The 24,381-nt window shown below is 61.9% G+C and carries 20 protein-coding genes; 12 read left to right on the plus strand and 8 right to left on the minus strand.

Features of this window, described 5'->3' with window-relative positions; all coding sequences use genetic code 11:
* Positions 1 to 82: 82 nt before the first annotated feature.
* The 5 genes from AB4O09_RS13530 (at position 83) to tssA (ending at position 7,608) form a co-directional block, all read left to right on the plus strand.
* A complete protein-coding gene (locus AB4O09_RS13530) occupies positions 83 to 532 on the plus strand; it encodes a hypothetical protein (protein WP_013693577.1) in 450 nt (149 codons plus the stop codon).
* Positions 533 to 596: 64 nt separating this feature from the next.
* Positions 597 to 1,928 carry a type VI secretion system baseplate subunit TssK gene (gene tssK / locus AB4O09_RS13535; protein ID WP_003202794.1) on the plus strand — a complete coding sequence of 444 codons (1,332 nt, stop codon included), beginning with the start codon at positions 597 to 599 and terminating at the stop codon, positions 1,926 to 1,928.
* 18 nt (positions 1,929 to 1,946) lie between these two features.
* Entirely contained in the window at positions 1,947 to 2,708 is a 762-nt protein-coding gene (locus AB4O09_RS13540) for a DotU family type IV/VI secretion system protein (protein ID WP_003202792.1), read from the plus strand.
* A complete protein-coding gene (locus AB4O09_RS13545; RefSeq protein WP_003202790.1) occupies positions 2,705 to 6,529 on the plus strand; it encodes a type VI secretion system protein in 3,825 nt (1,274 codons plus the stop codon). The genes AB4O09_RS13540 and AB4O09_RS13545 overlap by 4 nt, the downstream gene beginning before the upstream one ends.
* Positions 6,526 to 7,608, plus strand: coding sequence for a type VI secretion system protein TssA (gene tssA / locus AB4O09_RS13550; protein ID WP_003202788.1), 1,083 nt, complete (start codon positions 6,526 to 6,528; stop codon positions 7,606 to 7,608). Before AB4O09_RS13545 ends, tssA begins: the two co-directional genes overlap by 4 nt.
* Here the strand turns inward: tssA and AB4O09_RS13555 are convergent.
* Positions 7,605 to 8,558 carry a 2-hydroxyacid dehydrogenase gene (locus AB4O09_RS13555; RefSeq protein ID WP_460108328.1) on the minus strand — a complete coding sequence of 318 codons (954 nt, stop codon included), beginning with the start codon at positions 8,556 to 8,558 and terminating at the stop codon, positions 7,605 to 7,607. The two genes, tssA and AB4O09_RS13555, sit on opposite strands and share 4 nt — an antisense overlap.
* Before the next feature lie 714 nt (positions 8,559 to 9,272).
* On the opposite strand from AB4O09_RS13555, the gene AB4O09_RS13560 reads away from it, so the two are divergent.
* Entirely contained in the window at positions 9,273 to 10,553 is a 1,281-nt protein-coding gene (locus AB4O09_RS13560) for a serine/threonine transporter (protein ID WP_003202785.1), read from the plus strand.
* 151 nt (positions 10,554 to 10,704) lie between these two features.
* Here the strand turns inward: AB4O09_RS13560 and acnB are convergent, their stop codons facing one another.
* Positions 10,705 to 13,314: a bifunctional aconitate hydratase 2/2-methylisocitrate dehydratase gene (gene acnB / locus AB4O09_RS13565; RefSeq protein ID WP_003202783.1), complete on the minus strand. Its 2,610-nt coding sequence runs from the start codon at positions 13,312 to 13,314 to the stop codon at positions 10,705 to 10,707.
* Positions 13,315 to 13,722: 408 nt separating this feature from the next.
* Here acnB and AB4O09_RS13570 point away from each other — a divergent pair, with 408 nt between their 5' ends.
* Positions 13,723 to 14,193 (plus strand): DUF1289 domain-containing protein, encoded by a 471-nt coding sequence (locus tag AB4O09_RS13570; RefSeq protein ID WP_003202781.1) that lies wholly within the window; start codon positions 13,723 to 13,725, stop codon positions 14,191 to 14,193.
* Positions 14,194 to 14,356: 163 nt separating this feature from the next.
* Here AB4O09_RS13570 and AB4O09_RS13575 read toward each other — a convergent pair whose 3' ends face one another.
* Entirely contained in the window at positions 14,357 to 15,220 is an 864-nt protein-coding gene (locus AB4O09_RS13575; RefSeq protein ID WP_028237615.1) for a universal stress protein, read from the minus strand.
* Positions 15,221 to 15,398: 178 nt separating this feature from the next.
* Between AB4O09_RS13575 and AB4O09_RS13580 the strand changes: the two genes are divergently transcribed.
* From AB4O09_RS13580 to AB4O09_RS13590, 3 genes are all read left to right on the plus strand, one after another.
* Positions 15,399 to 16,007 carry a MiaE family protein gene (locus AB4O09_RS13580; protein ID WP_003202777.1) on the plus strand — a complete coding sequence of 203 codons (609 nt, stop codon included), beginning with the start codon at positions 15,399 to 15,401 and terminating at the stop codon, positions 16,005 to 16,007.
* 140 nt (positions 16,008 to 16,147) lie between these two features.
* Entirely contained in the window at positions 16,148 to 16,855 is a 708-nt protein-coding gene (locus AB4O09_RS13585) for a winged helix-turn-helix domain-containing protein (protein ID WP_003202775.1), read from the plus strand.
* Positions 16,856 to 18,142, plus strand: a complete 1,287-nt coding sequence (locus tag AB4O09_RS13590; RefSeq protein ID WP_013693574.1) for an ATP-binding protein — start codon at positions 16,856 to 16,858, stop codon at positions 18,140 to 18,142.
* A gap of 30 nt (positions 18,143 to 18,172) precedes the next feature.
* Here the strand turns inward: AB4O09_RS13590 and AB4O09_RS13595 are convergent, their stop codons facing one another.
* The 4 genes from AB4O09_RS13595 to AB4O09_RS13610 form a co-directional block, all read right to left on the minus strand.
* Positions 18,173 to 18,961, minus strand: coding sequence for a MipA/OmpV family protein (locus tag AB4O09_RS13595; RefSeq protein WP_027911841.1), 789 nt, complete (start codon positions 18,959 to 18,961; stop codon positions 18,173 to 18,175).
* Positions 18,962 to 19,062: 101 nt separating this feature from the next.
* The gene (locus tag AB4O09_RS13600; protein WP_003202768.1) at positions 19,063 to 19,551 is read right to left on the minus strand and encodes a GFA family protein; all 489 of its coding nucleotides are present in this window, start codon (positions 19,549 to 19,551) and stop codon (positions 19,063 to 19,065) included.
* A 198-nt stretch (positions 19,552 to 19,749) separates the two neighbouring features.
* Positions 19,750 to 20,367 (minus strand): DNA-3-methyladenine glycosylase family protein, encoded by a 618-nt coding sequence (locus AB4O09_RS13605; protein ID WP_028237616.1) that lies wholly within the window; start codon positions 20,365 to 20,367, stop codon positions 19,750 to 19,752.
* 23 nt (positions 20,368 to 20,390) lie between these two features.
* On the minus strand, positions 20,391 to 21,473 hold the full coding sequence (locus AB4O09_RS13610; protein ID WP_003202763.1) for a bifunctional transcriptional activator/DNA repair enzyme AdaA: 1,083 nt from the start codon (positions 21,471 to 21,473) through the stop codon (positions 20,391 to 20,393).
* A gap of 144 nt (positions 21,474 to 21,617) precedes the next feature.
* Here AB4O09_RS13610 and AB4O09_RS13615 point away from each other — a divergent pair, with 144 nt between their 5' ends.
* Positions 21,618 to 22,103, plus strand: a complete 486-nt coding sequence (locus AB4O09_RS13615; protein ID WP_013693570.1) for a hypothetical protein — start codon at positions 21,618 to 21,620, stop codon at positions 22,101 to 22,103.
* 78 nt (positions 22,104 to 22,181) lie between these two features.
* On the opposite strand, the gene AB4O09_RS13620 is transcribed toward AB4O09_RS13615, so the two are convergent.
* Complete coding sequence (locus tag AB4O09_RS13620; protein ID WP_460108330.1) at positions 22,182 to 23,636, minus strand: TrkH family potassium uptake protein; 1,455 nt, start codon at positions 23,634 to 23,636, stop codon at positions 22,182 to 22,184.
* A 142-nt stretch (positions 23,637 to 23,778) separates the two neighbouring features.
* Between AB4O09_RS13620 and AB4O09_RS13625 the strand changes: the two genes are divergently transcribed.
* Entirely contained in the window at positions 23,779 to 24,366 is a 588-nt protein-coding gene (locus AB4O09_RS13625) for a LysE family translocator (protein ID WP_223470569.1), read from the plus strand.
* The last annotated feature ends 15 nt before the right edge of the window (positions 24,367 to 24,381 follow it).

The raw sequence follows: 24,381 nt of genomic DNA on the forward strand, positions 1-24,381 counted from the left end.
CGAACTACCCAAGACGCTAGAACAGGTCTATAAAAAAGCAAGCAAAAACGATTTTTGACCGCTGAGAAAAGGAAGATTCATTTTGCGTGGGTTTTTTTTCGGATTTTTTTTGAGTCTGGCACTCACCGGTTGCTCGCTTTTTGCCCCCAGCGTCGACCTGGGCAGCCTGACCCTGGACGTCGCGCCGCGTGCCAATGACGACACGCCGATCGCCGTGGACTTCATCGCGGTGAACGACCCGGACCTGCTCAAGCAGCTGTCGGGCATCACCGCCAGCCAGTGGTTCGCCGAGCGCGAACAGTTTCAGCGCGACTATCGTCAACTCATGTCGGTGTGGGGGCTGGAGCTGGTTCCGGGGCAATTCATCGACCGCCAACCCTTCCCGCTGGAGGGGCGGCGCGCCGCTGGACTTTTGGTCTTCGCCAGCTATAACACTCCCGGAGCCCACCGGCTTCGGCTGGACGATCAGCGCGAGGCCTGGCTGAAGTTCGACAGTCGCGAGATGACCCTCGTGAATGACGGGGCTCGATGACAGCCAGCCTTGAGTGACCGCGGGCCGCCATGCGCGGCGACATTGGGATGTCGAAGGGAGTCGTATGAGTCTGTTACCTGACGCGGTGTGCTGGCATGAGGGGATGCAATTGCTGCCCCAGCATTTTCAATTGCAAGGGCTGCGCGCCGAGGCGCTGGCCGCGTATTTTGCCGGGGCCTGCAATCCTTGGTTCTGGGGTGTCAGCCAGTTGGAAGTCGATCCTTCGGCCCTCAGCGCCGGCCAGGTGCGGCTGCTGCAACTGCAAGGCACCTTGCCGGACGGCTTGCCGGTCAACCTGCAGGCCGGTGTCGGGCCGACCCTGGAGCTGGACATCGGCGAGGCGATCGACAAGACCGACGACGCCACTGTGACTGTGTACCTGGCCGTCAGCCCACTGTGGCGCGCCGGGCAATTGGTGCCGCTCAAGGGGCGCCTGCAATCGGTGGTCGGCGAGGCGTTGCCGGACCTCACCAGCGGTTCATTTCCCGAGTCGATCACCGTCTGGCGACCCAACCCGAGGTTGTGTACGCAACTGAGCAAGGCCGATTCGATCTGCCTGCCGCTGTTGCGCATCCGCAAGGAGGGCGGTGGCTTCTGGCGCGTGCCCTACACCCCGCCGACACCGATCCTGTTGCCGGAGTCGGCCCTCGGTCGACGGGTCGCCGGAGTGTGCGCCCGGGCCCGGGAGAAGTGCATGTTTCTCGCCGGTCGCTTGCGCCAGGCCCAGGCGGCCGGCAACCAGGACGATGCCGTGGAGATCCGCCGGCAATTGACCGCCTTGTGGGCGCGCTTGCCGGAAGTCGAGGGCGCGCTGAACACCCAGGTGGCGACGCCCCAGGCGCTCTACGGTTTGCTGCTGGGGTTGGCCGGGAGCTGGTCGGCCCTCGATCCACTGGCGGGCGTCCCGGCCTTCGCACCGCTGGATTTTCTCGAATTGCAGCGCGGCTACGAGCCGTTGCTCGACTGGCTGGAAACCACCCTGGAACTGGTTCGTGCCGGCTATCGCAGCCTGGCCTTCGAACGCAATGAGCAGGTCTTCTCGATCCAGTTGCCTGACGACCAACCGGACCAACGCCTGGTGATCGGCCTGCGCATGCCCAACGGCGCCAGCGAGCAGGCGGCGGGCGAGTGGTTGCGCGGGGCGATCATCGCGTCGGCGCGGCATATCCCGCTGCTGAGCCGACAGCGCATGAGCGGTCTGCCTCACCAGGCCATGAGCCGCAACGAACAGGTGGCCTACAGCGTGGGCGACGACACCCGTTTGTTTGTGGTGGCGGCCAGCGGGCAATGGTTCGACGCGCAATTGCCGCTGCACATCGTGGCGCCGGCCTCGGCCCAGGCCAGCAGCCCGTGGCAAGTGGTGTTGTTCGTGGCGCAAGCCAGTGAAAGTGCCTGATCGCAAAAGGGGAGTCGTATGCCTGATGGAAGTGGCGGGGCGGTTCGGAGTCTGCATGAGGCGCCGCTGAGCAGCGCTTTTCGCCAGGCCTGGCTGAAGTGGTCCCAGGAATGGCAAGACTTGCCCAAGGACAGCGACCCTGCGGCATTGGTCAATCGGGTGGTGGAGTTTTCCGGGCGCAGCGCCCAGCGTCTGTGGCGGGTGGCCTTCGCCACCGTCGGCGATGCCGCTACCGAGCAGGTCAAGTCGCTGGTCTATGCCTTCGTGGCGCTGGTGGACGAAACCTTGCTGTTCAGCCCCTGGCCCGGACAACTGGCCTGGCAGCAGCACCCCCTCGAATCACGCATGTATGCCAGTCGCCAGGCCGGCGAGCGCTTGCCGGCGGCGATCAAGAAACTGCTGGACGAGCAGATGCCCGGCACCCGGGACCTGGCGAATGTCTACCTGCAATGCCTGATCCTCGGGTTCCAGGGCCGGTTGCGCGGCGAGCCTGGCCAGGTTCAGCATGAGAAATGGCGCCTGGCGTTGTTCACGTTTGCCTGGCAGCACGAACCCGATTATGTCGATGTCAGCCAGCGCCTGGCGCTGTCTTCGGCGACGCCGCCAGTGCGCATGCCGGTGCAGCAATCACTGCCGGACGGCTTTCGCCTGGGGCTGGCGATCCTGGCGATGGTGTTGTTGTTGACCGGGCTGGGGCAGGTGTTCTGGCGTGACATTCGTTTGGAGCTCGAACCGGTGCTGCAACTGAACGAGTCGGTGGTTCAGGAGCAGGACTCATGAGCACCCTGAGTATCGTTGCCCTGGTGGTGCTCGCCATCGTCGTGGTGCTGTTGATCGCGGCCCTGATCTGGTGGCTGCGGACCCAAGGCGGAGCGGCGATCCGCAGTTTCTATGGGGCGGTGCGCCGCATGGAACAGGAGCAGGGCACCCGGGACCGCTATCAGATGCCTTGGCTGATGATGCTCGGTAACGAAAGCGACGGCGCCCAACTGTGCGCCCAGTGGCGCTTGCAACCGACCGACAAGGCCGCCTGGTTCGGGCGCTGGTTTTCCGATGCCGAGGGCTCGGTGCTGGTGGTGCCCCAGGCGTTGTTCCTGCCCGATGAAGGCATGAACCGGCAACGGGGTAATTGGTGGCGCCTGTTGGGGCTGATGTTGCGCTTGCGCAGCAAGCGACCATTGGATGCGGTGATCTGGACGGTGCCGTTCAGCACCCTCGATGACATCGAGCACACCACCGAACTGAGCCTCAAGGTCCGGCGGTGCTTTATCGACCTGTTGCAACGATTCGGCCTCAGCCTGCCGGTGTACGTGGTGATCACCGGGATGGAAGAGCTGCCCGGGGTCCAGGAACTGGTCAGCGCGCTGCCCGCCGAGGCGCGTGAATCGATGCTGGGCTGGTCCTCGCCCTATTTGCCGGATGCGGCCTGGCAGTCGCAGTGGAGTGACCAGGCCCTGGACCAGGTCAACGCGGCGCTGTCGCAATCGATCATCGAGATCGGTGCGCTGTCGGGGCAATTGGGCAGCGATCTGTATGGGTTGCCGGAGCGCTTCGAAGGCTTGCGACGGGCCTTGCAGATCCTGTTGGAGCCGGTGTTCCAGGGCAATGCCCAAGGCGAAGCGCCGCGTTGTCGCGGGGTGTATTTCACTGCCAGCCAGGCGCCGGCTGTCAGCGGTGATGGTTTGACCGCCGCCGACAGTGCCCAGCGGCAAACCGTGTTCGCCCGTCAATTGTGGTCACGACGGCTGGTGGCCGAGCGTGGCCTGGCCCAGCCCGTGCCGCGGCTGTTGCGCCTGCGCCAGCGCGGGCATCGGCTGGTCGGAGCGGTGGCGTTGGTGGTGGGCCTGGTCTGGTTGGGTGGCATGGTCTGGGTCTGGCACGATTCGGTGGAAGAAGCCGAAGGGCTGTCGCGGTTGATCCTCAGCACCCATAAGAATCACCTCGTGGTCGATCCTGACGAACCGCAGCTGGAACCGACCCGGCACAACGTGCAGAACTATTGGAACATGTTGGAAAAGGCCCCGCGCTGGCGCTTTGTCTCGGTGGTCTTTCCCACTTCGTGGTTCTCTTCCGTGGACACGCAGCTGGAGAATGGGTTGCGCCTGACTGCTCGGCACCATTGGATATTGCCTCTGCGGGACCTGCTCAATTCAGACCTGGAACAGCTCAAATCCATCCGCAACACCGAGCGGCGGGGCAATGTGGAAAACGAAGATCCGGCGCAATGGCAGAGCTACGTGAAGGCCAAGGCGCTGGTGGACCTGGCGGTACGCCTTGAACAGCACAACCAGATGTTCAGCCAGGTGGTGAACGATCCCAAGGCACCGCTGGACGAACTGGTGCAACTGAGCAACACCGCCTTGTCCCTGGGGCTCAACACCGGCACCTTGAGCCGGCCCCGGTTCTATAACCGGGTGCTGTTCGATGCCCAGAACAGCGATTTGAAAGGGCTGGACCTGAACGCCGCGCGCCCGGTGATCTCCGATAACTTCACCGGCCTGATGCAGCGCTGGTTGGACCATTACTTCCTGGCGGACAACTTCGTGCGCCAGGCCGGCTACCTCAAACTGCACCTGCAACGGCTGGAGGCCGGCGGCGGCAACTCCTTGAGCGAACTCGAAGACCTGATGGCGCTGATCGACGATTTGCAGACCCTGGTCAGCCTGACCAACTCGGCCTGGGGGCGGGGCAAGGGCCAGGACCTGGTCCCCGGCTACAGCCAGATGCTGGACAAGGTCAGCCACAGTACTTTGCTGGGGCCGGATATCGAGCAGGACCTGGAGAGCCAGGCGGCGAAGTTGCAGCAGAGCTTTCGTGACCAGTGGATCGTCCAGACCGGCTCCCGGGACAATCTGCTGGTGCAACAGGGCAGTGGCCTTCTGGTCTTGCAAGACCATGTCACGGCGCTGGACGGTGCAGTGCAGGCTTTGTTCAAGCGTGATTTCGTGGCGCTGGCCATGCAGAAGGATCCGTCGGGCAACAACCCCGATTCGATGGGCCAGGGCGATGGCAGCGATGATTTCAGCGTCGCGCTGAACTACTTCGCCAGCTACAAGAGCTATGCCAATGAAGAAATGCCGCGCATTCCGCCGGATTACCGTGACGCGCTGATGCAGGCCGCTGAAGGTGCCGCGGCCCGGGCCATGTGGTTGAGCCTGGATGAAAGCGACGAGGCGTTGCCCGGCATGGGCTTCAATGTGCAAACGACCCAGGCCGTTGCGCTGCAAAAGGCCTTTATGGACGTGCACCGTGGCGACCTGGCGATCCGTTTCCAACGTCTGCTCAATCGCCGGGCATTGGCGCAGCTCAAGAGTGGCCTGGACGAAATCGATGCCCAGCCGCTGTTCAGCCAGCGGGCCGATGTCCAGCGTTGGGATGGCTCGAAAAACTTCGGCTTGCAACTCTACGGTGCCAGCGATCCACAAGACCTGAAGCTGAACCTGGCCCAGCAATTCGGCGCGATGCTGCAGATCGCCGAGCAGCGAATGCCCGCGCTGGAATGGTTGATTGTCCAGCAGGACAACCTGTCGGCCCTGGAGCACGACCAGGTGGCACGCTTCATGGCCCTCAACGATGAATTGCTCAAGTACAAGAACCAGAACCCGGCCAGCTCGGCGGCTCAGCTGGAACAATTGGTGAGTCGGGACTTTATCGCCATGGACACCACCTCCTGCGCGCAGATCTTGCAGACCTCCAGCCTGCCCGGTGGTCGCGGTGACCTGGCCCTGCGCACGGTCGCGTTGCAGCAGGGCGCCCTGCAACGGTGCCTGTACCTGCAACAGAGCCAGGCGGCGACGGCCTGGAATGACGTGGCCAACTATTTCAATCAATACCTGGCCGGGCGCTTTCCGTTTTCTCAGGATGTGCGGGCCAGCGATGCCGACCCGGCGCGGGTCCAGCGTTTGCTGGAACTGATTGACACACGCCTGCCCCTGGCCCAGGCCGGACTGACGCTGAGCCAGACGCCGGAGCGGCTGGCGGCCGAGGATTTCCTCAACCGTTTGAAACAGGCCGGTACTTGGCTCGGGCCGCTGTTCGTGCGGGACAAGAGTGGCATTCTTGGGGTGGAAATGGACGTGCGCTGGCGTACCGATCGCGATGAGGAGCGCGGCGCCGACCAGGTGATCGCCTGGAGCCTGGACGCCGGCAACCAACAGATCAGCTACCCCGGCGGCGGCCAGCAGAACCTGCGCTGGATGGTCGGCCAGCCCGTACGCCTGACCTTGCGCTGGGCCCGTAACGGTTATCAGCGTCCGGCCAACGACCCGCTGCAACCGAACCTGGTGGTGCGCGACCTGGAGGCCGGTTGGGAGTACCAGGGGCCCTGGTCGTTGCTGCGCCTGATGCGCTCGCTGGTGTCGGTCCAGCGCCAGCCAAATGTCGACTACACCGATTTTCCCCTGGCCCTGCAACTGCCGGTGACCGCCCAGACCCAGGCCAGCACGGCGCAGCAAACGTTGATGTTCATGCGCCTGTCGTTGATGAGCCAGGGCTCCAAGCTGCCTTTGTCGATCCCACCGCTGCCGACGCGGGCGCCCCGTTCACCTTTCATGGCGACCGCATCAAGCCCCGCCATCGCCACCCGTGAGGAGGGCCTGTGAGCTTGCCGATATCGCCTTTGCCTGAGCTGGTCAGCCAGTTGCTCGAGCCGATCAGCGCCGAATCGCCCTGTGGCCCGGACCTGCGCTACGAACCGGAATACGACCAGTTGCGCGAATTGCGCCGGGAAGACGACACCAGCCTGCCCACCGGCGTGTGGCAGTCTTCGATCAAGCGCGCCCTGTGGCCAGACCTGGAACGGCTTGCGACCACGTTGCTGCTTGAGCGCAGCAAGGACCTGATGATCAGCGCCTGGCTGGGGGAGGCCTGGCTGCATATGGCCGGGCTGGAGGGGTTGCCGGGTAGCCTGGCGCTGGTGGCGGGGCTGTGTGAGCGCTATCCGGAGCAGTTGCACCCCCAGGCCGAGGACGGCGACCAGTCGTGGCGGGTGATCCCGCTGGAGTGGCTGGCCCGGCGCTACAGCGAAGTGCTGCTGACGCGGGTGCCGTTGTTCGACGGCCGGGAGCAGGCCTTCGCCGCTTTCTCCCTGGACGACTGGCAACGCTTGCAGCGCCAGCAAGTGTTGGTCAACGACAGCAAGAACGCCAAGGCCTCGGCCGAAGCGGCGCGCAACGATCAAAAGAAACTCGGCGAACTGATTCGCAACACACCCTTGTCGTTCTGGTTGCACCGCCAAGGCAGCCTGATGTTGAGCCTGCAACACCTGCAACGGCTCGAAGCCTGGAGCGACGCTTACCTGGGCAACCTGGCCCCGGGCTACAAATCCCTGCAGGACGTGATGCAGGCCTTGCTGACACTGGTAGAGGAGTTCATCGCGATGCACCCACAGCAACCCACCGTCGCGCCGGTGCAAACGTCCCCGGCATCCACGACGTCGACGTCCCAGCCGCAGGCGGCTCCAGCCCAGGTCTTCCAGGAACCGGCCAATCGTGAAGAGGCCTACCGACAGCTACTGGTCATCGCCGGTTACCTGGCCCGTACCGAACCCCACAGCCCGGTGCCCTACCTGATCCGACGCGGCGTGGAGTGGGGCAACAAGCCGTTGAGTGAGTTGCTGGGGGAACTGATCAGTGCCGATGCCGAGTCCCGGCGCTTGTGGACGTTATTGGGCGTTCTCTAAAGCTCCTCGTCGGGCCACGGCACTGGCGTCAACACCGGTTTGCCGGAAAAGAACGCGGTCAGGTTCTGGCCCACCAGCTCTACCATTGCGCGGGTCGCTTCCGGCGACAGGCCGGCCACGTGGGGGGTGAGGACGACGTTGGGCAGGTTTTTCAGCGCCTGCGGCACCTCGGGCTCGTGATCGAACACATCCAGGGCCGCTCCGGCGATTCGCCGGTGCTCCAGGGCGCTGATCAGATCGGCGGTGGCAACCACGCTGGCCCTGGCGACGTTCACCAGAAACCCTTTTGGGCCGAGCGCATCGAGGGTCTGCTTGTTGATCAATTGCCGGGTATCCAGGCCGCCTGGCGTGGCGACGATCAGGAAGTCCGAAACCCGTGCCAGTTCAGTGGGAGTGGCGCAGAAGGTGTAGGGCACGTCATTGCGCACCCGACGATTGTGATAGCTGATACTCATGTCAAAGCCCAGGGCGGCCCGTTTGGCGATCGCCATGCCCACCGCGCCAAGGCCCAACACGCCCAGCCGCTTACCCGCCAGGGAAGGACGCGCAACCCTTGGCCATTCGCCCCGGCGCAGGGCGGCATCGGAATGGGGTATGTCGCGCACCAACGCCAGCAACAGCGCCATGGCATGGTCAGCCACCGACGACGCGTTGACCCCGGCGCCGTTGGTGACCACGATGCCCCGATGGCGCGCGGCCTGCAGGTCGACTTGTTCGTAACCGGCACCGATCACGCAGATGATTTTCAGGTTGGGCAGGGCGGCGATCTCTTCCTCCGTCAGGCCCAGGGGGCCGCGGGTCAGCACTGCGCTGAAGCGTTCACCGTGTTCGAAAATCGCCGTCTTGCGTTCGGCAGGCGTGGGCGCCAATTCCAGGTGGTAACCCTGCTTCTCGAGGATCGGCAGGTAATCATTGACGGTTTCAACCAGTACCAGAACGGTTGCGGTCATGCTGGGCTCCTGTGGGTGCTGGGGCGATTTCAAGTATTCAACCTGATTGTAGGAGCCGGGGGCAGGGGGGCTTGGCTTTTTATGTGCATTTCGGATTTTGTTTGCAGGGTACATATCCATTGCTGCGGTCACGGCTGCTTAGGGTTCCGCCCTGACGGCGGGTCACTTTCGAAAAGCCCGGAAGCCGGCCCAGTCAAAAGTAAGCAAAACGCTCATGCCCCACCACTCGGCACCTCGCCTAGGCTCGATGTGCCCTCACTTCGGCCATCGTGGTTAACGGGGCGCCGAGATCAACGTCCACGCCGAGGCCGCCTAGTAGCCGACCTGACTCTCCCGGTCGTACACCCATCAGATCTGTTTGAGCAGGACCTGTGGGAGCAAAGCTTGCTCGCGAGGCGGCCTGACAGCCGGCCTGTCTCTCCGGTTGTACCCCGATCCAATTGTGGGAGCGAGCTTGCTCGCGAAGGCGGCGGTACATTCAGTGCTGGTGCAAGCGGACACACAGCTATCGCGAGCAAGCTCGCTCCCACAGGGAATGCAGGGATAATTCTATGGCAGCGATCTGATACGCATAACCGCTCCTCAGCTAAGCCTTTGCTTCTGCTCACTAATCCCGGACAATCGCGCCCCTGTTTCGGCCAGGGCGCTGCCTGTCGGGTTTTTCCGACTCGTCCCGGCCGGGTGCATGTGACCGGAATACGGAGATCCGCCCGGATGAATGATCAGGCCAATAGCGTCGAAGAGCGCTTTGAAACGACAGTCCCAGCCACCCTCAGCCAATGGAGTCGCCAGGACACCACGTGGATGCTGGGCCTGTTTGGCACCGCCATCGGTGCAGGTACTCTGTTTTTACCCATCAATGCGGGCCTGGGCGGCTTCTGGCCGTTGCTGATCCTGGCGGTGCTGGCGTTCCCCATGACGTTCTATGCCCACCGGGGCCTGACCCGTTTCGTGTTATCCGGTCGCGACGGCGCGGACATCACCGAGGTGGTGGAAGAACATTTCGGCCTCAAGGCCGGTGCGCTGATCACGCTTTTGTACTTCTTTGCCATTTTCCCGATCCTGTTGATCTACAGCGTGGCGTTGACCAACACGGTGGGCAGTTTCCTGGAGCATCAGTTGCATATCCAGCCGCCTCCTCGGGTGGTGCTGTCCCTGGTGCTGATCCTGGGCCTGCTGGCGGTGGTCCGTTGTGGCGAGCAGGCGATCGTCAAGGCCATGAGCCTGATGGTCTACCCGTTCATCGTTGCGCTGCTGTTCCTGGCGGTGTTCCTGATTCCCCACTGGAGCGGCGGTATCCTGACCACGGCGTCCACGCCGCCTGAGGCTTCGGCGCTGCTGCATACCTTGTGGCTGGCGATCCCGGTGATGGTGTTCTCGTTCAACCATTCACCGATCATCTCGGCTTTTGCGGTGGACCAGAAACGTCGCTACGGTGCCAACGCCGAGGAACGCAGTTCGCAGATCCTGTCGCGTGCCCATGTGCTGATGGTGGTGATGGTGCTGTTCTTCGTGTTCAGCTGCGTGCTGACCCTGAGCCCGGCGCAACTGGCCGAAGCCAAGGCGCAGAACTTGTCGATCCTGTCGTACCTGGCCAACCACTTCAGCAACCCGACCATCGCCTTTGCCGCGCCGTTGATTGCGTTTGTCGCCATCTCCAAGTCGTTCCTGGGGCACTACATCGGCGCCAGCGAAGGCCTCAAGGGCCTGATCGTCAAGAGCGGCCGGCGCCCGGCGCCCAAGACCCTGGATCGCCTCACCGCCGCGTTCATGCTGATGGTGTGCTGGGTCGTCGCGACCCTCAATCCGAGCATTCTGGGCATGATCGAAACCTTGGGCGGGCCGGTCATCGCGGCTATCCTGTTTCTGATGCCGATGTATGCCATTCGCAAAGTTCCGGCCATGGCCCGTTATCGCGGCCAGGCTTCGAATGTCTTCGTTACGTTGGTGGGTTTGGTGGCGATTACGGCGTTGGTTTACTCCCTCTTGGCGTAGGCCTTTATTGGAGGGCGAGGTTGGTGTGTATATCCGTTACCGCAGCAACGGATATGTCCCCAAAAAAAGGCACTTCCCCTCAAATAGACAGGCATAAAAAAACGCCGCCCCTCGCAAGAAGGGCGGCGTTTTCAGTCGGGCGTTTTAAGCTTTAGGCTTGAACGACCGGGATGTTGGCGTTTGCAGCCGCTTCACGGAACTCGGCGATCTGGTCGAAGCTCAGGTAGCGGTACACGTCCGCTGCCATGCTGTCGATCTTGCCGGCGTATTCCATGTACTCCTCGACGGTCGGCAGGCGACCCAGGATCGAAGCAACGGACGCCAGTTCGGCCGAAGCCAGGTAGACGTTCGCGCCGTCACCCAGACGGTTCGGGAAGTTACGGGTCGAAGTCGATACCACGGTGGAGTTCGGCTCGACGCGTGCCTGGTTACCCATGCACAGCGAGCAGCCTGGCATTTCCATCCGTGCACCGGCCTTGCCGTAGATGCCGTAGTAGCCTTCTTCGGTGAGCTGGTGAGCGTCCATCTTGGTCGGCGGCGACAGCCACAGACGGGTTGGCAGCTGGCCCTTGACCTGCTCCAGCAGCTTACCGGCAGCGCGGAAGTGACCGATGTTGGTCATGCACGAACCGATGAACACTTCGTCGATCTTCTCGCCAGCAACGCTGGACAGCAGACGGGCGTCGTCCGGATCGTTCGGCGCGCAGAGCACAGGCTCGCTGATGTCGGCCAGGTCGATTTCGATGACTTCGGCGTATTCGGCGTCGGCATCGGCTTCCATCAGTTGCGGGTTGGCGATCCAGGCTTCCATCGCTTGGGCGCGACGTTCCAGGGTACGTGCATCACCGTAGCCTTCACCGATCATCCAGCGCAGCAGGGTGATGTTCGATTGCAGGTACTCGGTGATCGACTCTTTCGACAGCTTGATGGTGCAACCGGCAGCCGAACGTTCGGCCGAGGCGTCGGACAATTCGAAAGCCTGTTCCAGGGTCAAGCCTTCCAGGCCTTCGATTTCCAGGATGCGGCCGGAGAAGGCGTTTTTCTTGCCTTTCTTCTCGACGGTCAGCAGACCGTTCTGGATGGCGAAGTACGGAATGGCATGAACCAGGTCACGCAGGGTGATGCCAGGCTTCATTTTGCCCTTGAAGCGCACCAGGATCGATTCCGGCATGTCCAGCGGCATGACGCCGGTGGCTGCGGCGAACGCGACCAGGCCGGAACCGGCTGGGAACGAGATGCCCATCGGGAAACGGGTGTGCGAGTCGCCACCGGTGCCCACGGTGTCTGGCAGCAGCATGCGGTTCAGCCACGAGTGGATGATGCCGTCGCCCGGACGCAGGGAAACGCCGCCGCGGGTCATGATGAAGTCAGGCAGGGTGTGGTGGGTGGTGACGTCGATCGGCTTTGGATAGGCCGCGGTGTGGCAGAAGGACTGCATCACCAGGTCAGCCGAGAAGCCCAGGCACGCCAGGTCCTTCAGTTCGTCACGGGTCATTGGACCGGTGGTGTCCTGGGAGCCCACGGTGGTCATTTTCGGTTCGCAGTAGGTACCAGGACGTACACCTTGGCCTTCTGCCAGACCGCAAGCCTTGCCGACCATCTTCTGCGCCAGGGTGAAACCCTTGGTGCTTTCAGCTGGGGCTTCAGGCTTCTTGAACAGGTCGAACGGCGGCAGACCCAGCTCGGCGCGAGCCTTCTCGGTCAGGCCACGGCCAATGATCAGCGGAATACGACCGCCGGCACGGACTTCGTCCAACAGCACAGGGGTCTTCATTTCGAAGGTGGTGATGACTTCGTCGGTACCGTGCTTGCAGACTTTGCCGGCATGCGGGTACAGGTCGATCACGTCGCCCATGTTCATGTTCGAAACGTCGAACTCGATTGGCAGTGCGCCGGCATCTTCCATGGTGTTGTAGAAGATCGGAGCGATTTTGCTGCCGAAGCAGAAGCCGCCGGCACGCTTGTTCGGCACATAAGGAATGTCGTCGCCGAAGAACCACAGCACCGAGTTGGTCGCCGATTTACGCGAGGAACCGGTACCGACCACGTCACCGACGTAGGCGATCGGGAAGCCTTGGCCGCGCATTTCTTCGATCTGCTTCATCGGGCCGGTCTTGCCTTGCTCGTCCGGAACGATGCCGTCACGGGCCATTTTCAGCATGGCCAGGGCGTGCAGCGGGATGTCAGGACGCGACCAGGCGTCTGGAGCTGGGGACAGGTCGTCGGTGTTGGTTTCGCCGGTTACCTTGAACACGCGCAGGCTGATCTTGTCGGCCAGCACCGGGCGCTTCTTGAACCACTCGCCGTCAGCCCAGGATTGAAGCACGGCTTTGGCGTGAACGTTGCCATTCTTGGCTTTTTCAGCCACGTCGTGGAAGGCATCGAACATCAGCAGGGTGTGCTTGAGTTCTTCGGCGGCTACCGGCGCCAGCTCGGCGTCGTCCAGCAGCTCCACCAGGGTCACGATGTTGTAGCCGCCCTGCATGGTGCCGAGCAGTTCAACGGCACGCTTCTTGTCCAGCAGAGGGGATTGGGCCTGGCCCTTGGCGAGGGCGGACAGGAAGCCAGCCTTGACGTAGGCAGCCTCGTCGACTCCAGGCGGAACGCGATTGGTGATCAGGTCAACGAGGAAAGCTTCTTCGCCAGCCGGAGGATTTTTCAGCAGCTCGATCAGGCCTGCGGTTTGTTCGGCGTTAAGCGGCTGGGGAACGATACCCAGGGCTGCGCGCTCTTCGATATGTTTGCGGTAGGCTTCAAGCACAGTTATTACCCTCATCAGTGGTCCCAAATGGGTGTCCGGGACGCTCATCCAGGAACCCACGGTACTCATGCGCGTTGGCGGCTTTTTGAGCCACCACGCCAGAGTTTCCGCACGTTCCTCACAGAAGCTGCTTTCAAAGTTTTACGCCTGCAGAACGGGGAGCTGATGAGGGTTGGCGTTGGGCTTTCCCCGCTGGAAAGACCCTTCGCCAACACCGCTCTGAAGGAACGACTGTGCTCGTGACGCTTTGAAAACAGCTTCTAACGGACATTGGCGCCTTAAAAGGCTGGCTGATTCTACGGGAAAAAAAAATTAAAGGTAAGTTGGGCCTGGAAGTTTGAGGGGTGATCAATCTTAGACAAAGGGCTAACATGCCGGCCTGTCCTGTTTTTGCGTGTGCGTTTCCTTATGCCCAACCAGCTCATCAAGACCCCCTGCGTCGGCCTTTGCTCCACTGTCTACGGTGACCTGGTGTGCCGTGGCTGCAAGCGGTTCCACCATGAAGTGATTCACTGGAACGGCTACAACGAGGACGAAAAGCGCGCGGTGTGGATGCGGCTCGAGCAGCTGTTGGTGCAGGTGATGGTGGCCAAGCTGGAGGTTTTCGACCCGGTATTGCTGCGCCAGCAACTGGAGTCGCGCAAGATCCGCTTTGTGCCGCACCAGTCGGAATATTGCTGGGCCTACCAGTTGATCGCCCGGGGCGCACGGGTGATCAACAATCTGGAGGCCTACGGCATGGTGCTGATGCCGGAGTTTCGCGACTGGGATCTGCCGGACCTGCGCGATGCCATTGATCGGGAGTTTTTCCTTCTGTCCGAAGCCCATTACCAGCGTTATATCGCGCCGGGGTTCCTGAAGGATGCGATTGGCGGCTGACAGCTTTTTGTGGCGAGGGGATTTAGCGAAACGTCGCACCGCCCCGCTGTGGGAGCAAAGCTTGCTCGCGATGCAGGCGCCTCGGTTCCAGAGAGACCGCGTCGTTTTTATCGCGGGCAAGCCTTGCTCCCACAGATAAATCCCCTCGCCACAGGTTGACGTGTCAGTCCTTGACCGCCAACTCCACCAGATGGTCCTCGACCTCCTGCGGCTTGAGCACCAGCACATCGCTTTCCAGCGTATCGAGCACAGCCTCGGCGGTGTTGCCGATCAAGACCCCGGACAACCCCGAGCGGGCCACGGTGCCGATCACCGTCACTGCCGCCTGCAGCTTGCGCGCCATGAACGGGATCAGTACGTCCGCCGGACCTTCTTCGATGTGCAGGTGCTGGTCATCGATGTCGAATTCGGCCTGGAACGCCCCGCATTGTTCACGGTACTTGGCCTCGATGGTTTCCTTGAGCTGGAACGTCGGGTCGGCGGACGAGAGCATCGGCGAGGGGTGGGCGCTGATCACATGCAGGTGCGCCTTGGCGAGGAGGGCGATGTCATAGCCATGATCGATGATGGTGGAGTGCAAGTGGCGATGCTCGCCATCGGCATTGCCAACGTCGACGGCGGCCAGGATCACCTTGTCTTTCCAGGAACCTGCGGTTTTCACCAGCAGCACCGGCGTCGGGCAATGGCGTAGCAGCTTCCAGTCTGCCGGGGTCAGCAGGGCTTTTTTCAGCGGGCTGTCGGGGAAGTGCTGCTTGATCACCAGCCCGCATCCTTCCGCCTGCTGCACGTCGATGATGGTTTCGTGGAGGCTTTCGTTCCAGGCCTGCTCGGTGGTGACGCTGTAGCCGTCGGCCAGCAGTGCGGCCTTCAGCACGCTGAGCAGGCCGGCATGGTCATGCTTTTTGTCGCACACCAGCAGATGCAGGTGGGCCTGGGTCACTCCGGCGATCAGTTTGGCGCGCTTGAGCGCCAGGCTTTCCGAATGTTCGGGCTCAATAACCACCAGGATGCTGCGAATGGCTTGCATGATCGGCGTTCTCCTGCAATGAAAAGGCTGGTTTTGCTCAACTATAGTTGTTGTGGGGCAGTCTAGTTGTTGTGGATGAGTCTTCGACTTGATGCATATCAACGGCGGTGGCTGGTGGTCTGGGGGCAGGCCGGTATAATCGGCGCCCTTTGCTCGACTACCTTTTCCCGTGAGCCCCATGAATCTTCCCGAAATTCACGAATTCCTTGGTTGCCGCACCCCCGATGCCTGGGTCCAGGCCGCGCTGGCTGACCAGGAAACGATGCTGATCGACCACAAGAACTGCGAATTCAAGGCGGCCAGCACCGCCCTGAGCCTGATCGCCAAATACCATTCCCACGTCGATCTGATCAATCTGATGTCGCGCCTGGCCCGGGAAGAGCTGGTGCATCACGAGCAGGTCATGCGCTTGATGAAAAAGCGCAAGATCGGCTTGCGCCAGCTCTCCGCCGGGCGTTATGCCTCGGGGTTGCGCAAGGTGGTACGCAGCCACGAACCGGTCAAGCTGGTAGACACCCTGGTGGTCGGCGCCTTCATCGAAGCCCGCAGCTGCGAGCGTTTCGAGGCCTTGGTGCCGCACCTGGACGAGGAACTGGGCAAGTTCTATTTCGGCTTGCTGAAAAGCGAAGCCCGACATTTCCAGGGTTACCTGAAACTGGCTTACCAGTACGGCGACGCCAAGGACATTGCCCAAGTGATCGACAAGGTCCGTGAAGCCGAGCGGGAGTTGATCGAATCGCCGGATGTGGAGTTTCGTTTCCACAGCGGTGTGCCGATGCCGGCCTGAATTGTTAAAAACTCTTAAAAACATGAAACTTCGTTGAAAACCGGCCCATGAGGCCGGTTTTTGCTGTCTGCATTACCCGCCCCGTGGTCGGTTGGCGCCATAATGCGGCCACTTCAATCATGGGTTGGCAGGCGGTTGTTATGGATAACCTGGGTTCGGGCAAAGTGTTGCTGGTGGAGGATGACGAAAGGCTCGCCGGGTTGATCGCGCACTTTCTTTCTCAGCATGGCTTCGAGGTGCGTATAGAGCACCGAGGCGACCTGGCGCTGGCGGCGTTTCTGGCATTCGAGCCGAAAGTGGTGGTGCTCGATTTGATGCTGCCGGGGCAGAGTGGGTTGCAGGTGTGCCGCGGGATCCGCAACGTCGCTGATACCCCGATCGTGATCCTGACGGCCAAGGAAGATGACGTGGACCATATCCTCGGCCTGGAATCCGGTGCCGACGACTACGTGATCAAACCCATCAAGCCTGCGGTACTCCTGGCTCGCCTGCGGGCGCTGCAACGTCGGCAAGTGCCAGACATCAACGTGCGCGGTGCCCATGAGTTCGGACGATTGTCCATCGACCGCAGCAGTCGGGAGGTGCGACTGGCCGGTGACCTGGTCGAGCTGACCACCATGGAGTTCGAGCTGCTGTGGCTGCTGGCAAGCGCGGCAGGCAAGATCCTGTCGCGCGATGACATTCTCAACCGCATGCGTGGCATTGCCTTCGACGGTCTCAATCGTGGCGTCGATGTCTATGTCAGCAAGCTGCGGGCCAAGCTCAACGACAATCCCCGGGAGCCGATGCGGATCAAGACTGTCTGGGGCAAGGGTTACCTGTTCAATCCGTTTGGGTGGGAGCTGTAGATGCTGCGGTTATTCCTGGGACTTTTCCTGGTCATGACGATTGGCTTGGTGCTGGCGTTGCAAACGGTCGATCGCACCTTCGATGCGCTTCTTGACGGTGAGATGCAGCATTACAACCAAGAGGCGGTGCGTGGTCAGGCCTGGTCGTTGGTCGAGCAGCTGCGTGGCCTGGACGATTCGGCCCGGGAGCGACAATTGGAAACCGTGCGGCCTCACTACGGCTTGGGCCTGGCCTTGGTCGAGCGCGATCAACTGTCCTTGAGCACCCAGGAGAAAGCCGAGTTGAGCCAGGGGCTGTTGGTGATGCGTGACCAGTACACACAGTTCATCTCGCGCATTGACGACGGTTCGCAGCTACTGAGCATCAAGCTGCCGGCAGAGCCGAGCCTGATGCCGTTCTATATCACCGTGGCCTACATGATGATCGCGATCATGATCGGTTTCGTGCTGTTTTTCTGGGTGCGACCTCACTGGCGCGACCTGGAGAAGCTGCGCCTGGCGGCCGAGCGCTTTGGTGGCAACGATCTGTCGGTGCGTATTCAGTTGTCCAAGCGTTCGAACATTCGCGACCTGGCCGAACATTTCAATTTGATGGCTGCGCGCATCGAGGGCCTGATCGCCAATCAGCGCGAGCTCACCAATGCGGTTTCCCACGAGTTGCGAACGCCCATCGCACGCTTGTCGTTTGAACTGGATCAACTCAAGCAGCAGCCCGATCCGAGCCAGAACCGCGAGTTGATTGACGACATGTACGCCGATCTCGGCGAACTGGAAGAAATGGTTTCCGAGTTGCTGACATATGCCAGCCTGGAGCAGGGCGCCACGGTGATTGTCCGGGAGGACATCCAGGCGCGCGATTGGCTCTACAGCGTGGTGGGCAGTGTGGCGCTGGAGGCGGAAGCCGCCGGGGTGCAGCTGTTGATTGCCGAATGTCCGGTCGGGGTGGTCCGTATCGAGCCACGCTTCATGGCCCGTGCGGTGATCAATTTGCTGCGCAATGCCATTCGCTACGCCGATGAGCGGGTGCAGGTGTCATTGACGCGCGCGGGTGATCATTATGAGGTGCGAGTCAATGACGACGGGCCGGGCGTGCCACTGGACGGGCGGGAGAAGATTTTTGAGCCGTTCTCGCGCCTGGACGCCAGCCGCGACCGTCGTACCGGAGGTTTTGGCCTGGGTCTGGCGCTGGTGCGACGGGTGTCGCAATCTCATCGTGGGCACGTGGAAGTAACGGACTCGCCCTGGGGCGGGGCATCGTTTCGCATGACCTGGGCGCACCTTGATTAGATCGGGCGCATTCGCGAGGGAGCCTTCTCTTCAGAAGGCATAAACCACCTGCCCAACCAACGACGCTTGCATCCGCCGCTCCACAATCGGACTGCGGGCTGCGTCGCCGGCCAGGTACTGCACGGCCAGCACCGTCGATACGCTCCACTGTTCGTCGAGCGGCAATGACCAAGTCAAATCCGCCCCGCGACTCACCAGCCCGCCATGGGTGTCGTGGGCCCGGAACTGACTGCGCGAAGCCTGGGCGGCGCTGACGCCATACCAGGTACGGACATAGTCGCCGTCGCCGAATTGACTGTTGAGGCTGCCCATGAGCTTGCCATGGCTACCCTCGTAAAACGGCATGCTGAGGCTCAGTTTTAGCCGGTTCCAGGCGGAGCCGGTATCACGGTTGTCGTCATCTTCTTCCAGCGCATGTTCGAAGCTGGCCTCAAGGACGATCGGCCCCATTTGATAGGTCCCATCCAACCCCAGCACCGGCCGGGACTTGATCGAGCCCATGCCGTTGAGTTCATCCGAGCCTTTGAACCCGTGCTTGCGATCCTTGCGCACATCGCTGGCACCGATGTACACGCGCAAACCGAAGTCCTCTTCGTCAAACGCCCAGCCCACGCCCTTGTCGGTATCGAGAAAAACGCCATAGGGGCTGACGATCTTCGCACCCAACGCGGGTGCTACGGTCCTTTCGTCACTGCCGCTGTAACGTGGCACGCTGGCTGCGCCGGCCCGTAAGCTGTAACGCCAATCGTCGGCCTGCGATGAGTCGCAGAGCAGAAGCAGGCCGCATGAAGTCAACGACAGACACAGCGAACGGAACATGGGAGCACCCGGATGGAAGTTGGATGCGCCCATGCTAGGCAGTTGCCGGCGGGCAATCTTTGACAGTTTTGTCGGGAAATTGTCAAAGAGTGTGAAGCAACCTAACGACTCAAATCCAGGCGTTCATGCCACTGGGCAATCGACTCTTGGGGATAGACCTCGAACTGCTGGTCGCCCGGATGCGCCTCGACTTCCACCCACGGCGCCTTGGAACCCAGCATCAGGTGGGTGTGCTCCGGCGGCACCGGTAGCGGTGTGTCGATGGCCGAGGCAAAGGGGTGAATCAGCTCCGGCCATTCAGGACTGAACAGCCATAACCCCGAACCGCACAAGGAACAGAAATGCCGTTCGGCGCTGCTGCGGTGGGCGCGTAGATCGCCTTCGTCCTTGAGTCGTGCGTGGTAGATCGAGATGTGCTTGCGACCACGCACCTTCAGGCTCTGGGCATCGCCCCCCAGGTTGATCGCAAAACCGCCGCCGCCCTGGGTCTTGCGGCAGATCGAGCAGTAGCAGCGCTGATAGGGGTAGGGGTGAGCACTGTCGAGGGTGAACGACACCGCGCCGCAGTGGCAGGATCCTTCTAGCTGCATGGGGAACCTCCAGTGGGATTGGAAATGACTCAGTACAGCCTAGACAGTCTGTGTCTTGACAGTTGAATTGAGGGTGACCATGCGACCGCCTTCGCGAGCAAGCCCGCTCCCACAGGGGATTTCCTGTGTAGATACAATTTGTGGACACTGAAGATCAACTGTGGGAGCGAGCTTGCTCGCGATGAACGATGACACGGTCTAGCGACCGGGCACCCGCCACAAATACCACGCCGCCACCGTCCGATAAGGGCTCCAGGCCAGGCCGATCTCAACCATCTGCTTGCGGCTGGGCTGTTGCTCCAACCCCTTGAGCCGTCGATAACCTTCACGTACGCCAAAGTCATCGGCTGGCAGGATGTCCGGCCGTTCCAGGCTGTAGATCAGCAGCATCCCCACGGTCCAGCGCCCGACGCCGCGCAAGCTGACCAGGCGCTCGATCAACGCTTCATCCTCCATCGCCCGCGCAGTGGCGTAATCCGGCACGATGGCGTCCAGCGTTGCCTGGGCGATGCCCTGGATCGTCGCGATCTTGCTCGCGGAAAACCCACAGCCGCGCAACTGCGCAACGTCTGTCGCCAGGATCTGCCCGGGATTGGGGAATGCCTGCGCCGGGAACAACGCCAGCAGCCGGCCGAGGATGGCATCGCCGGCCTTGGCGTGCAGTTGCTGGTAGGCAATCGCCCGCACCAGGGCTTCATAGGGGTCACGGGCCGGCTTGGGTTGCAGCAGGCAAGGGCCGATCGCCTCGACGTGACGTCGCCAGTCTTCGTCGAGGCTTGCCAGCACGGCACTGGCCTCGTGGTAGGGCACAGGCATCAGGTATTCGTTCTCCGGGGCGCTCAAAACGCCAGGGGCAGTGAAACCTGCACCGCGGCTTTCTCCAGCCGTAGCAGAAACGCCTTGCGCGGCTGTCCGCCACCATAGCCGGTCAACGAGCCATCCGCACCGATCACCCGGTGGCAGGGAATGACGATGGCCAAGCGATTCTGCCCGTTGGCCAGGCCCACGGCGCGGCTGGCGCCAGGGCTGCCCAGCGCCGTGGCGATGCCGCCGTAGCTGCGGGTTTCGCCGTAGGGGATCTTTTGCAGTTCAGCCCAGACCCGTACGGCGAAGGCGCTGCCGGGCATGTGCAGCGGGACGTTGAATGCCGTGAGCTTGCCGGCGAAATAATCGGCCAGTTCGGTTTCGATCTGTTGCAAATGAGCGTTGTGCCCCGGCGCAACCGTGTAGCCGTAGCGTTGCTGCAGCTCTTCCAGTTCCTTGGTCAGGGCCGGGCGGTCGAGGAACTCCAGCAGCACCAGGCCTCGTCGTTCGGCCATGGCCAGCATGGGGCCCAGCGGTGTGGTCAGGCGGGTGAACAACAAAGGTTCGCTGAGGGCTGCGCGGCCCGGCGTGATGTGGAAGGATTTCACGAAGGCATCACGAAAACCGCTCAATGACTCATAGCCGGAGTCGAACGCGGCATTGTCGATGGAGCTGCCGTCCTTGATGCCGCCCAGGGCAATGCCCAGGCGGCGGGTGCGCAGGTAGGCGTGAAAGGTCATGCCGAAATGTTGCTTGAACCAGCGGCGCAGTTTCAGCGGCTCGATACCTTGTTCCAGCAGCAGGGCATCGGTCCAGCGCAGGTCGGGTTCGGCGTCCACGGCCTTGAGCAGGGCCTGGATCCAGTCTGGCGCGATGGCGGCGGCGTCCAGGGGCTTGCAGCGCAGGCAGGCCCGGTAGCCGGCCGACATGGCTTCGTCGGCATGGGCGAAGAACTCGACGTTCTCCGGTTTCGGCTTGCGCGCGGTGCAACTGGGGCGACAGAAAATACCGGTGGTCTTGACCGCAGTGAAGAACACCCCCTCGTAGGCGGTGTCTCGTTCGAGCATGGCGCGGACCATCTCGGCATGGGGCGGGAGCAGCGAGTCGTGTAGGTTCATGGGCCTGAGCATAGAACCGTGCCCGGAACGACTCCACCGAAAAATCGACAGTGAATTCCGTTCACTTGGTCGGACGGTCACGAACAAAAATTGAACCTGCGAGTCTTAAAGGTTCAACCGTTGTTTTTGTCTTTCGGAGACATCATGTCCAAACATAAGAAATCCCTCATCGCCGTTGCTGTCTGTGCCTTGGCGTTCGGTGCCTCGGCCTTGCTGCCTGCTGAGTTGTCGCCTATCGGTTCGAGCTATGCCGCAGGCGGCAATGGGGGTGGTGGCGGCCACGGTGGAGGAAACGGCGGTGGCAACGGTGGTGGCAATGGCGGTGGCCACGGTGGTGGCATCGGTGGTGGCCAGGACCATGACAAGTCTGGTGATTCCAGCGGCCTTGGCAAAGGATTGGTCAGCGACCACACCGGTACCCGCACCCGCGATCATGGCCTGAGCGGCAAGCACACTGGTACCACTCGCACCGACCGCACCAGCAAGGCTTCGCTGACCTCGAGCATCGCCAACGACCGTGATACCCGTGGCCTGACCAAGGCATCGGCGATTTCCACCGCTACACCAGGTACCCACAACACCAAGGGCCTGACCAACGCGACCACCTCTTCGATCAAGAACGACCGCTGATCGCTTGAAAAAAAGCCGCGACGCCTGTGCATGGCGTCGCGGCTTTTTTGTTTGTCTGTTTTGCCTGACCCGACGTGTTCAATACTTCCAAAACACCGGCGTGAACAACACCAGCACTGTCAGGATCTCCAGCCGACCCAGCAGCATACCAATGGTCAGCAGCCACTTCGCCGCATCTGGCAAGGTCGAGAAGTTGCCGGCTGGCCCGATGATCGTGCCCAGCCCCGGGCCCACGTTGCACACGGCGGTGGCCGCGCCGGTCAGGGCGGTGGTCCAGTCCAGGCCGATCAGCGCCAACCCCAGGGCGATAGCGCCAATGGTGATGGTGAAGAAAAACGAAAAGGTCAGCAGCGAACGGACGATCTCTTCGTCGATGGGGTGATTGTTGTATTTTTTCTGGATCACCGCCCGGGGATGGATCAGTTGTTTCAGGCTGCCCATCAGTAACTCGCCGGCTACCTGGAAGCGGAAGATCTTCAGTCCGCCGGCCGTCGATCCCGAGCAACCGCCAACGAACGTCAAATAGAAGAACAGCAGCAAGGCAAAGCTGCCCCATAGGGTGTAGTCGCCCAGCGCCACGCCCGTGGTGGTGACCACCGACGTCACGTTGACGGCCACGATGCGGACCGCGTCCCACCAGCTGTAGTCGCTGTTCAGGCTCAGCCAGGTCCCCACGATGAGCCAGGTGATGACCAGGAATCCGACGAATCCCCTGACTTGCTGGTCCTTGAGCAGCGCGCGTTTGTGGCCGCGCAAGGTGGCGACGTACAAGGTGAACGGCAGCGCGCCTGCCATCATGACGACCACCGACACCCAGTGAATGGCCGGTTGGGGCCAATGCCCCAGGGAAGCATCCGACGTGGAGAAGCCGCCCGTGGAAATCAACGACATCGCGTGGTTGATCGCTTCGAAGGGCGTCATGCCGGCCAGCCACAAGGCCAGGGTGGCGAGGGCGGTCAAGCCGACATAGATCCACAGGATGTAGTTCGTCGCGACATGGGAGCGCGGCGTGACTTTCTCCGACCAGTCCGACGACTCGGTCTGGAACAGCCGCATACCGCCGACCCGTAGCAGTGGCAGGATCGCCACGGCCATGCCGATAAAGCCGATCCCGCCGAGCCAGTGCAGCATCGAGCGCCAGATCAACAGGCCGGGGGAGGCCGTGTCCAGGCCGGTAAGGATGGTCGAGCCGGTGGTGGTGATGCCGGACATGGTTTCGAAAAAGGCATCGGTGTAGCTGATGTGCTGGATGAACACCATGGGCAGGGCGGCGAAGCTGCAGACGATGACCCAACTGGCGGTGGTCAGCAGATACATGTCCCGCGGGCGCATCTGGGTGTGTGCAGGCCGACCGCGCGCCACCAGCGCGACGCCGCAGACGAAGGTGATCAGGCTCGACCACAAAAACGCCGAGAGGTCATCGTTGCGCTCGTACATCACCAGCGTCAAAAGCGGGATTGCCATGCTGGCAGCCAGGGTGATCAGGAAAATACCGAGGATGAAGCCAATAAACCGCACAACCGCAATGGACATAGAACACGCCTGAATGAATGAGCCGCACAGTATTGTTTTTGTGGCGGGCTGATGGGTAGCCCCTTGGGCAGTTTTGTTCAATACCGCCCGCGATTGGCAATTTACCTTGATCGCCACCTCACAGATATGAAGAAGGTATGCGATGAGTTTGATTCTTTCCATGGCGGCGTTTGCCCTGGTCGCCTCCATTACACCCGGCCCGGTCAATATCGTCGCCCTCAGCTCCGGGGCGCGGTACGGGTTTCGTGCGACGTTGCGCCATGTGGGCGGTGCAACCCTGGGGTTTGTCTTGCTGCTGGTGCTGATGGGGCTGGGGTTGCATGAAGTGTTGCAACGCTGGCCTGGCCTCACACGGGTGGTGCAACTGGGCGGCGTGGCGTTTTTGTTGTTCATGGCCTGGAAACTGGCGATGGATAACGGGCACCTGGGCGCCGAGGACGAGGGGCGAGCGCCTTCGATGTTCTATGGCGCGCTGATGCAATGGCTAAACCCCAAGGCGTGGCTGGCCTGCGTGGCGGGAATGGGGGCGTTCGTGGCCGATGGCGAGGCGCGGCTGGTGTGGCAGTTTGCGGCGATCTACCTGGTGATCTGCTACGTCTCGGTGGGCTGCTGGGCCTACGCCGGGAGTTTCCTGCGCACCTGGTTGGGTAATCCGGCGACCATGCGCCTGTTCAATCGGACGATGGCGGGGTTGTTGGTGGCCAGTGCGGTGTATCTGTTGTTGCCTTGAGCCAACCCGTCCTTG

The organism is Pseudomonas sp. H1_F01 (assembly GCF_054681425.1).

Excerpts from the sequence above, each read along its gene's own strand:
- tssK (WP_003202794.1), top strand. The coding sequence starts at position 597 with ATGAGTCTGTTACCTGACGCGGTGTGCTGGCATGAGGGGATGCAATTG.
- AB4O09_RS13540 (WP_003202792.1), top strand. The coding sequence starts at position 1,947 with ATGCCTGATGGAAGTGGCGGGGCGGTTCGGAGTCTGCATGAGGCGCCG.
- AB4O09_RS13545 (WP_003202790.1), top strand. The coding sequence starts at position 2,705 with ATGAGCACCCTGAGTATCGTTGCCCTGGTGGTGCTCGCCATCGTCGTG.
- AB4O09_RS13555 (WP_460108328.1), bottom strand. The coding sequence starts at position 8,558 with ATGACCGCAACCGTTCTGGTACTGGTTGAAACCGTCAATGATTACCTG.
- AB4O09_RS13560 (WP_003202785.1), top strand. The coding sequence starts at position 9,273 with ATGAATGATCAGGCCAATAGCGTCGAAGAGCGCTTTGAAACGACAGTC.
- AB4O09_RS13570 (WP_003202781.1), top strand. The coding sequence starts at position 13,723 with ATGCCCAACCAGCTCATCAAGACCCCCTGCGTCGGCCTTTGCTCCACT.
- AB4O09_RS13575 (WP_028237615.1), bottom strand. The coding sequence starts at position 15,220 with ATGCAAGCCATTCGCAGCATCCTGGTGGTTATTGAGCCCGAACATTCG.
- AB4O09_RS13580 (WP_003202777.1), top strand. The coding sequence starts at position 15,399 with ATGAATCTTCCCGAAATTCACGAATTCCTTGGTTGCCGCACCCCCGAT.
- AB4O09_RS13585 (WP_003202775.1), top strand. The coding sequence starts at position 16,148 with ATGGATAACCTGGGTTCGGGCAAAGTGTTGCTGGTGGAGGATGACGAA.
- AB4O09_RS13590 (WP_013693574.1), top strand. The coding sequence starts at position 16,856 with ATGCTGCGGTTATTCCTGGGACTTTTCCTGGTCATGACGATTGGCTTG.
- AB4O09_RS13595 (WP_027911841.1), bottom strand. The coding sequence starts at position 18,961 with ATGTTCCGTTCGCTGTGTCTGTCGTTGACTTCATGCGGCCTGCTTCTG.
- AB4O09_RS13600 (WP_003202768.1), bottom strand. The coding sequence starts at position 19,551 with ATGCAGCTAGAAGGATCCTGCCACTGCGGCGCGGTGTCGTTCACCCTC.
- AB4O09_RS13605 (WP_028237616.1), bottom strand. The coding sequence starts at position 20,367 with ATGCCTGTGCCCTACCACGAGGCCAGTGCCGTGCTGGCAAGCCTCGAC.
- AB4O09_RS13610 (WP_003202763.1), bottom strand. The coding sequence starts at position 21,473 with ATGAACCTACACGACTCGCTGCTCCCGCCCCATGCCGAGATGGTCCGC.
- AB4O09_RS13615 (WP_013693570.1), top strand. The coding sequence starts at position 21,618 with ATGTCCAAACATAAGAAATCCCTCATCGCCGTTGCTGTCTGTGCCTTG.
- AB4O09_RS13620 (WP_460108330.1), bottom strand. The coding sequence starts at position 23,636 with ATGTCCATTGCGGTTGTGCGGTTTATTGGCTTCATCCTCGGTATTTTC.
- AB4O09_RS13625 (WP_223470569.1), top strand. The coding sequence starts at position 23,779 with ATGAGTTTGATTCTTTCCATGGCGGCGTTTGCCCTGGTCGCCTCCATT.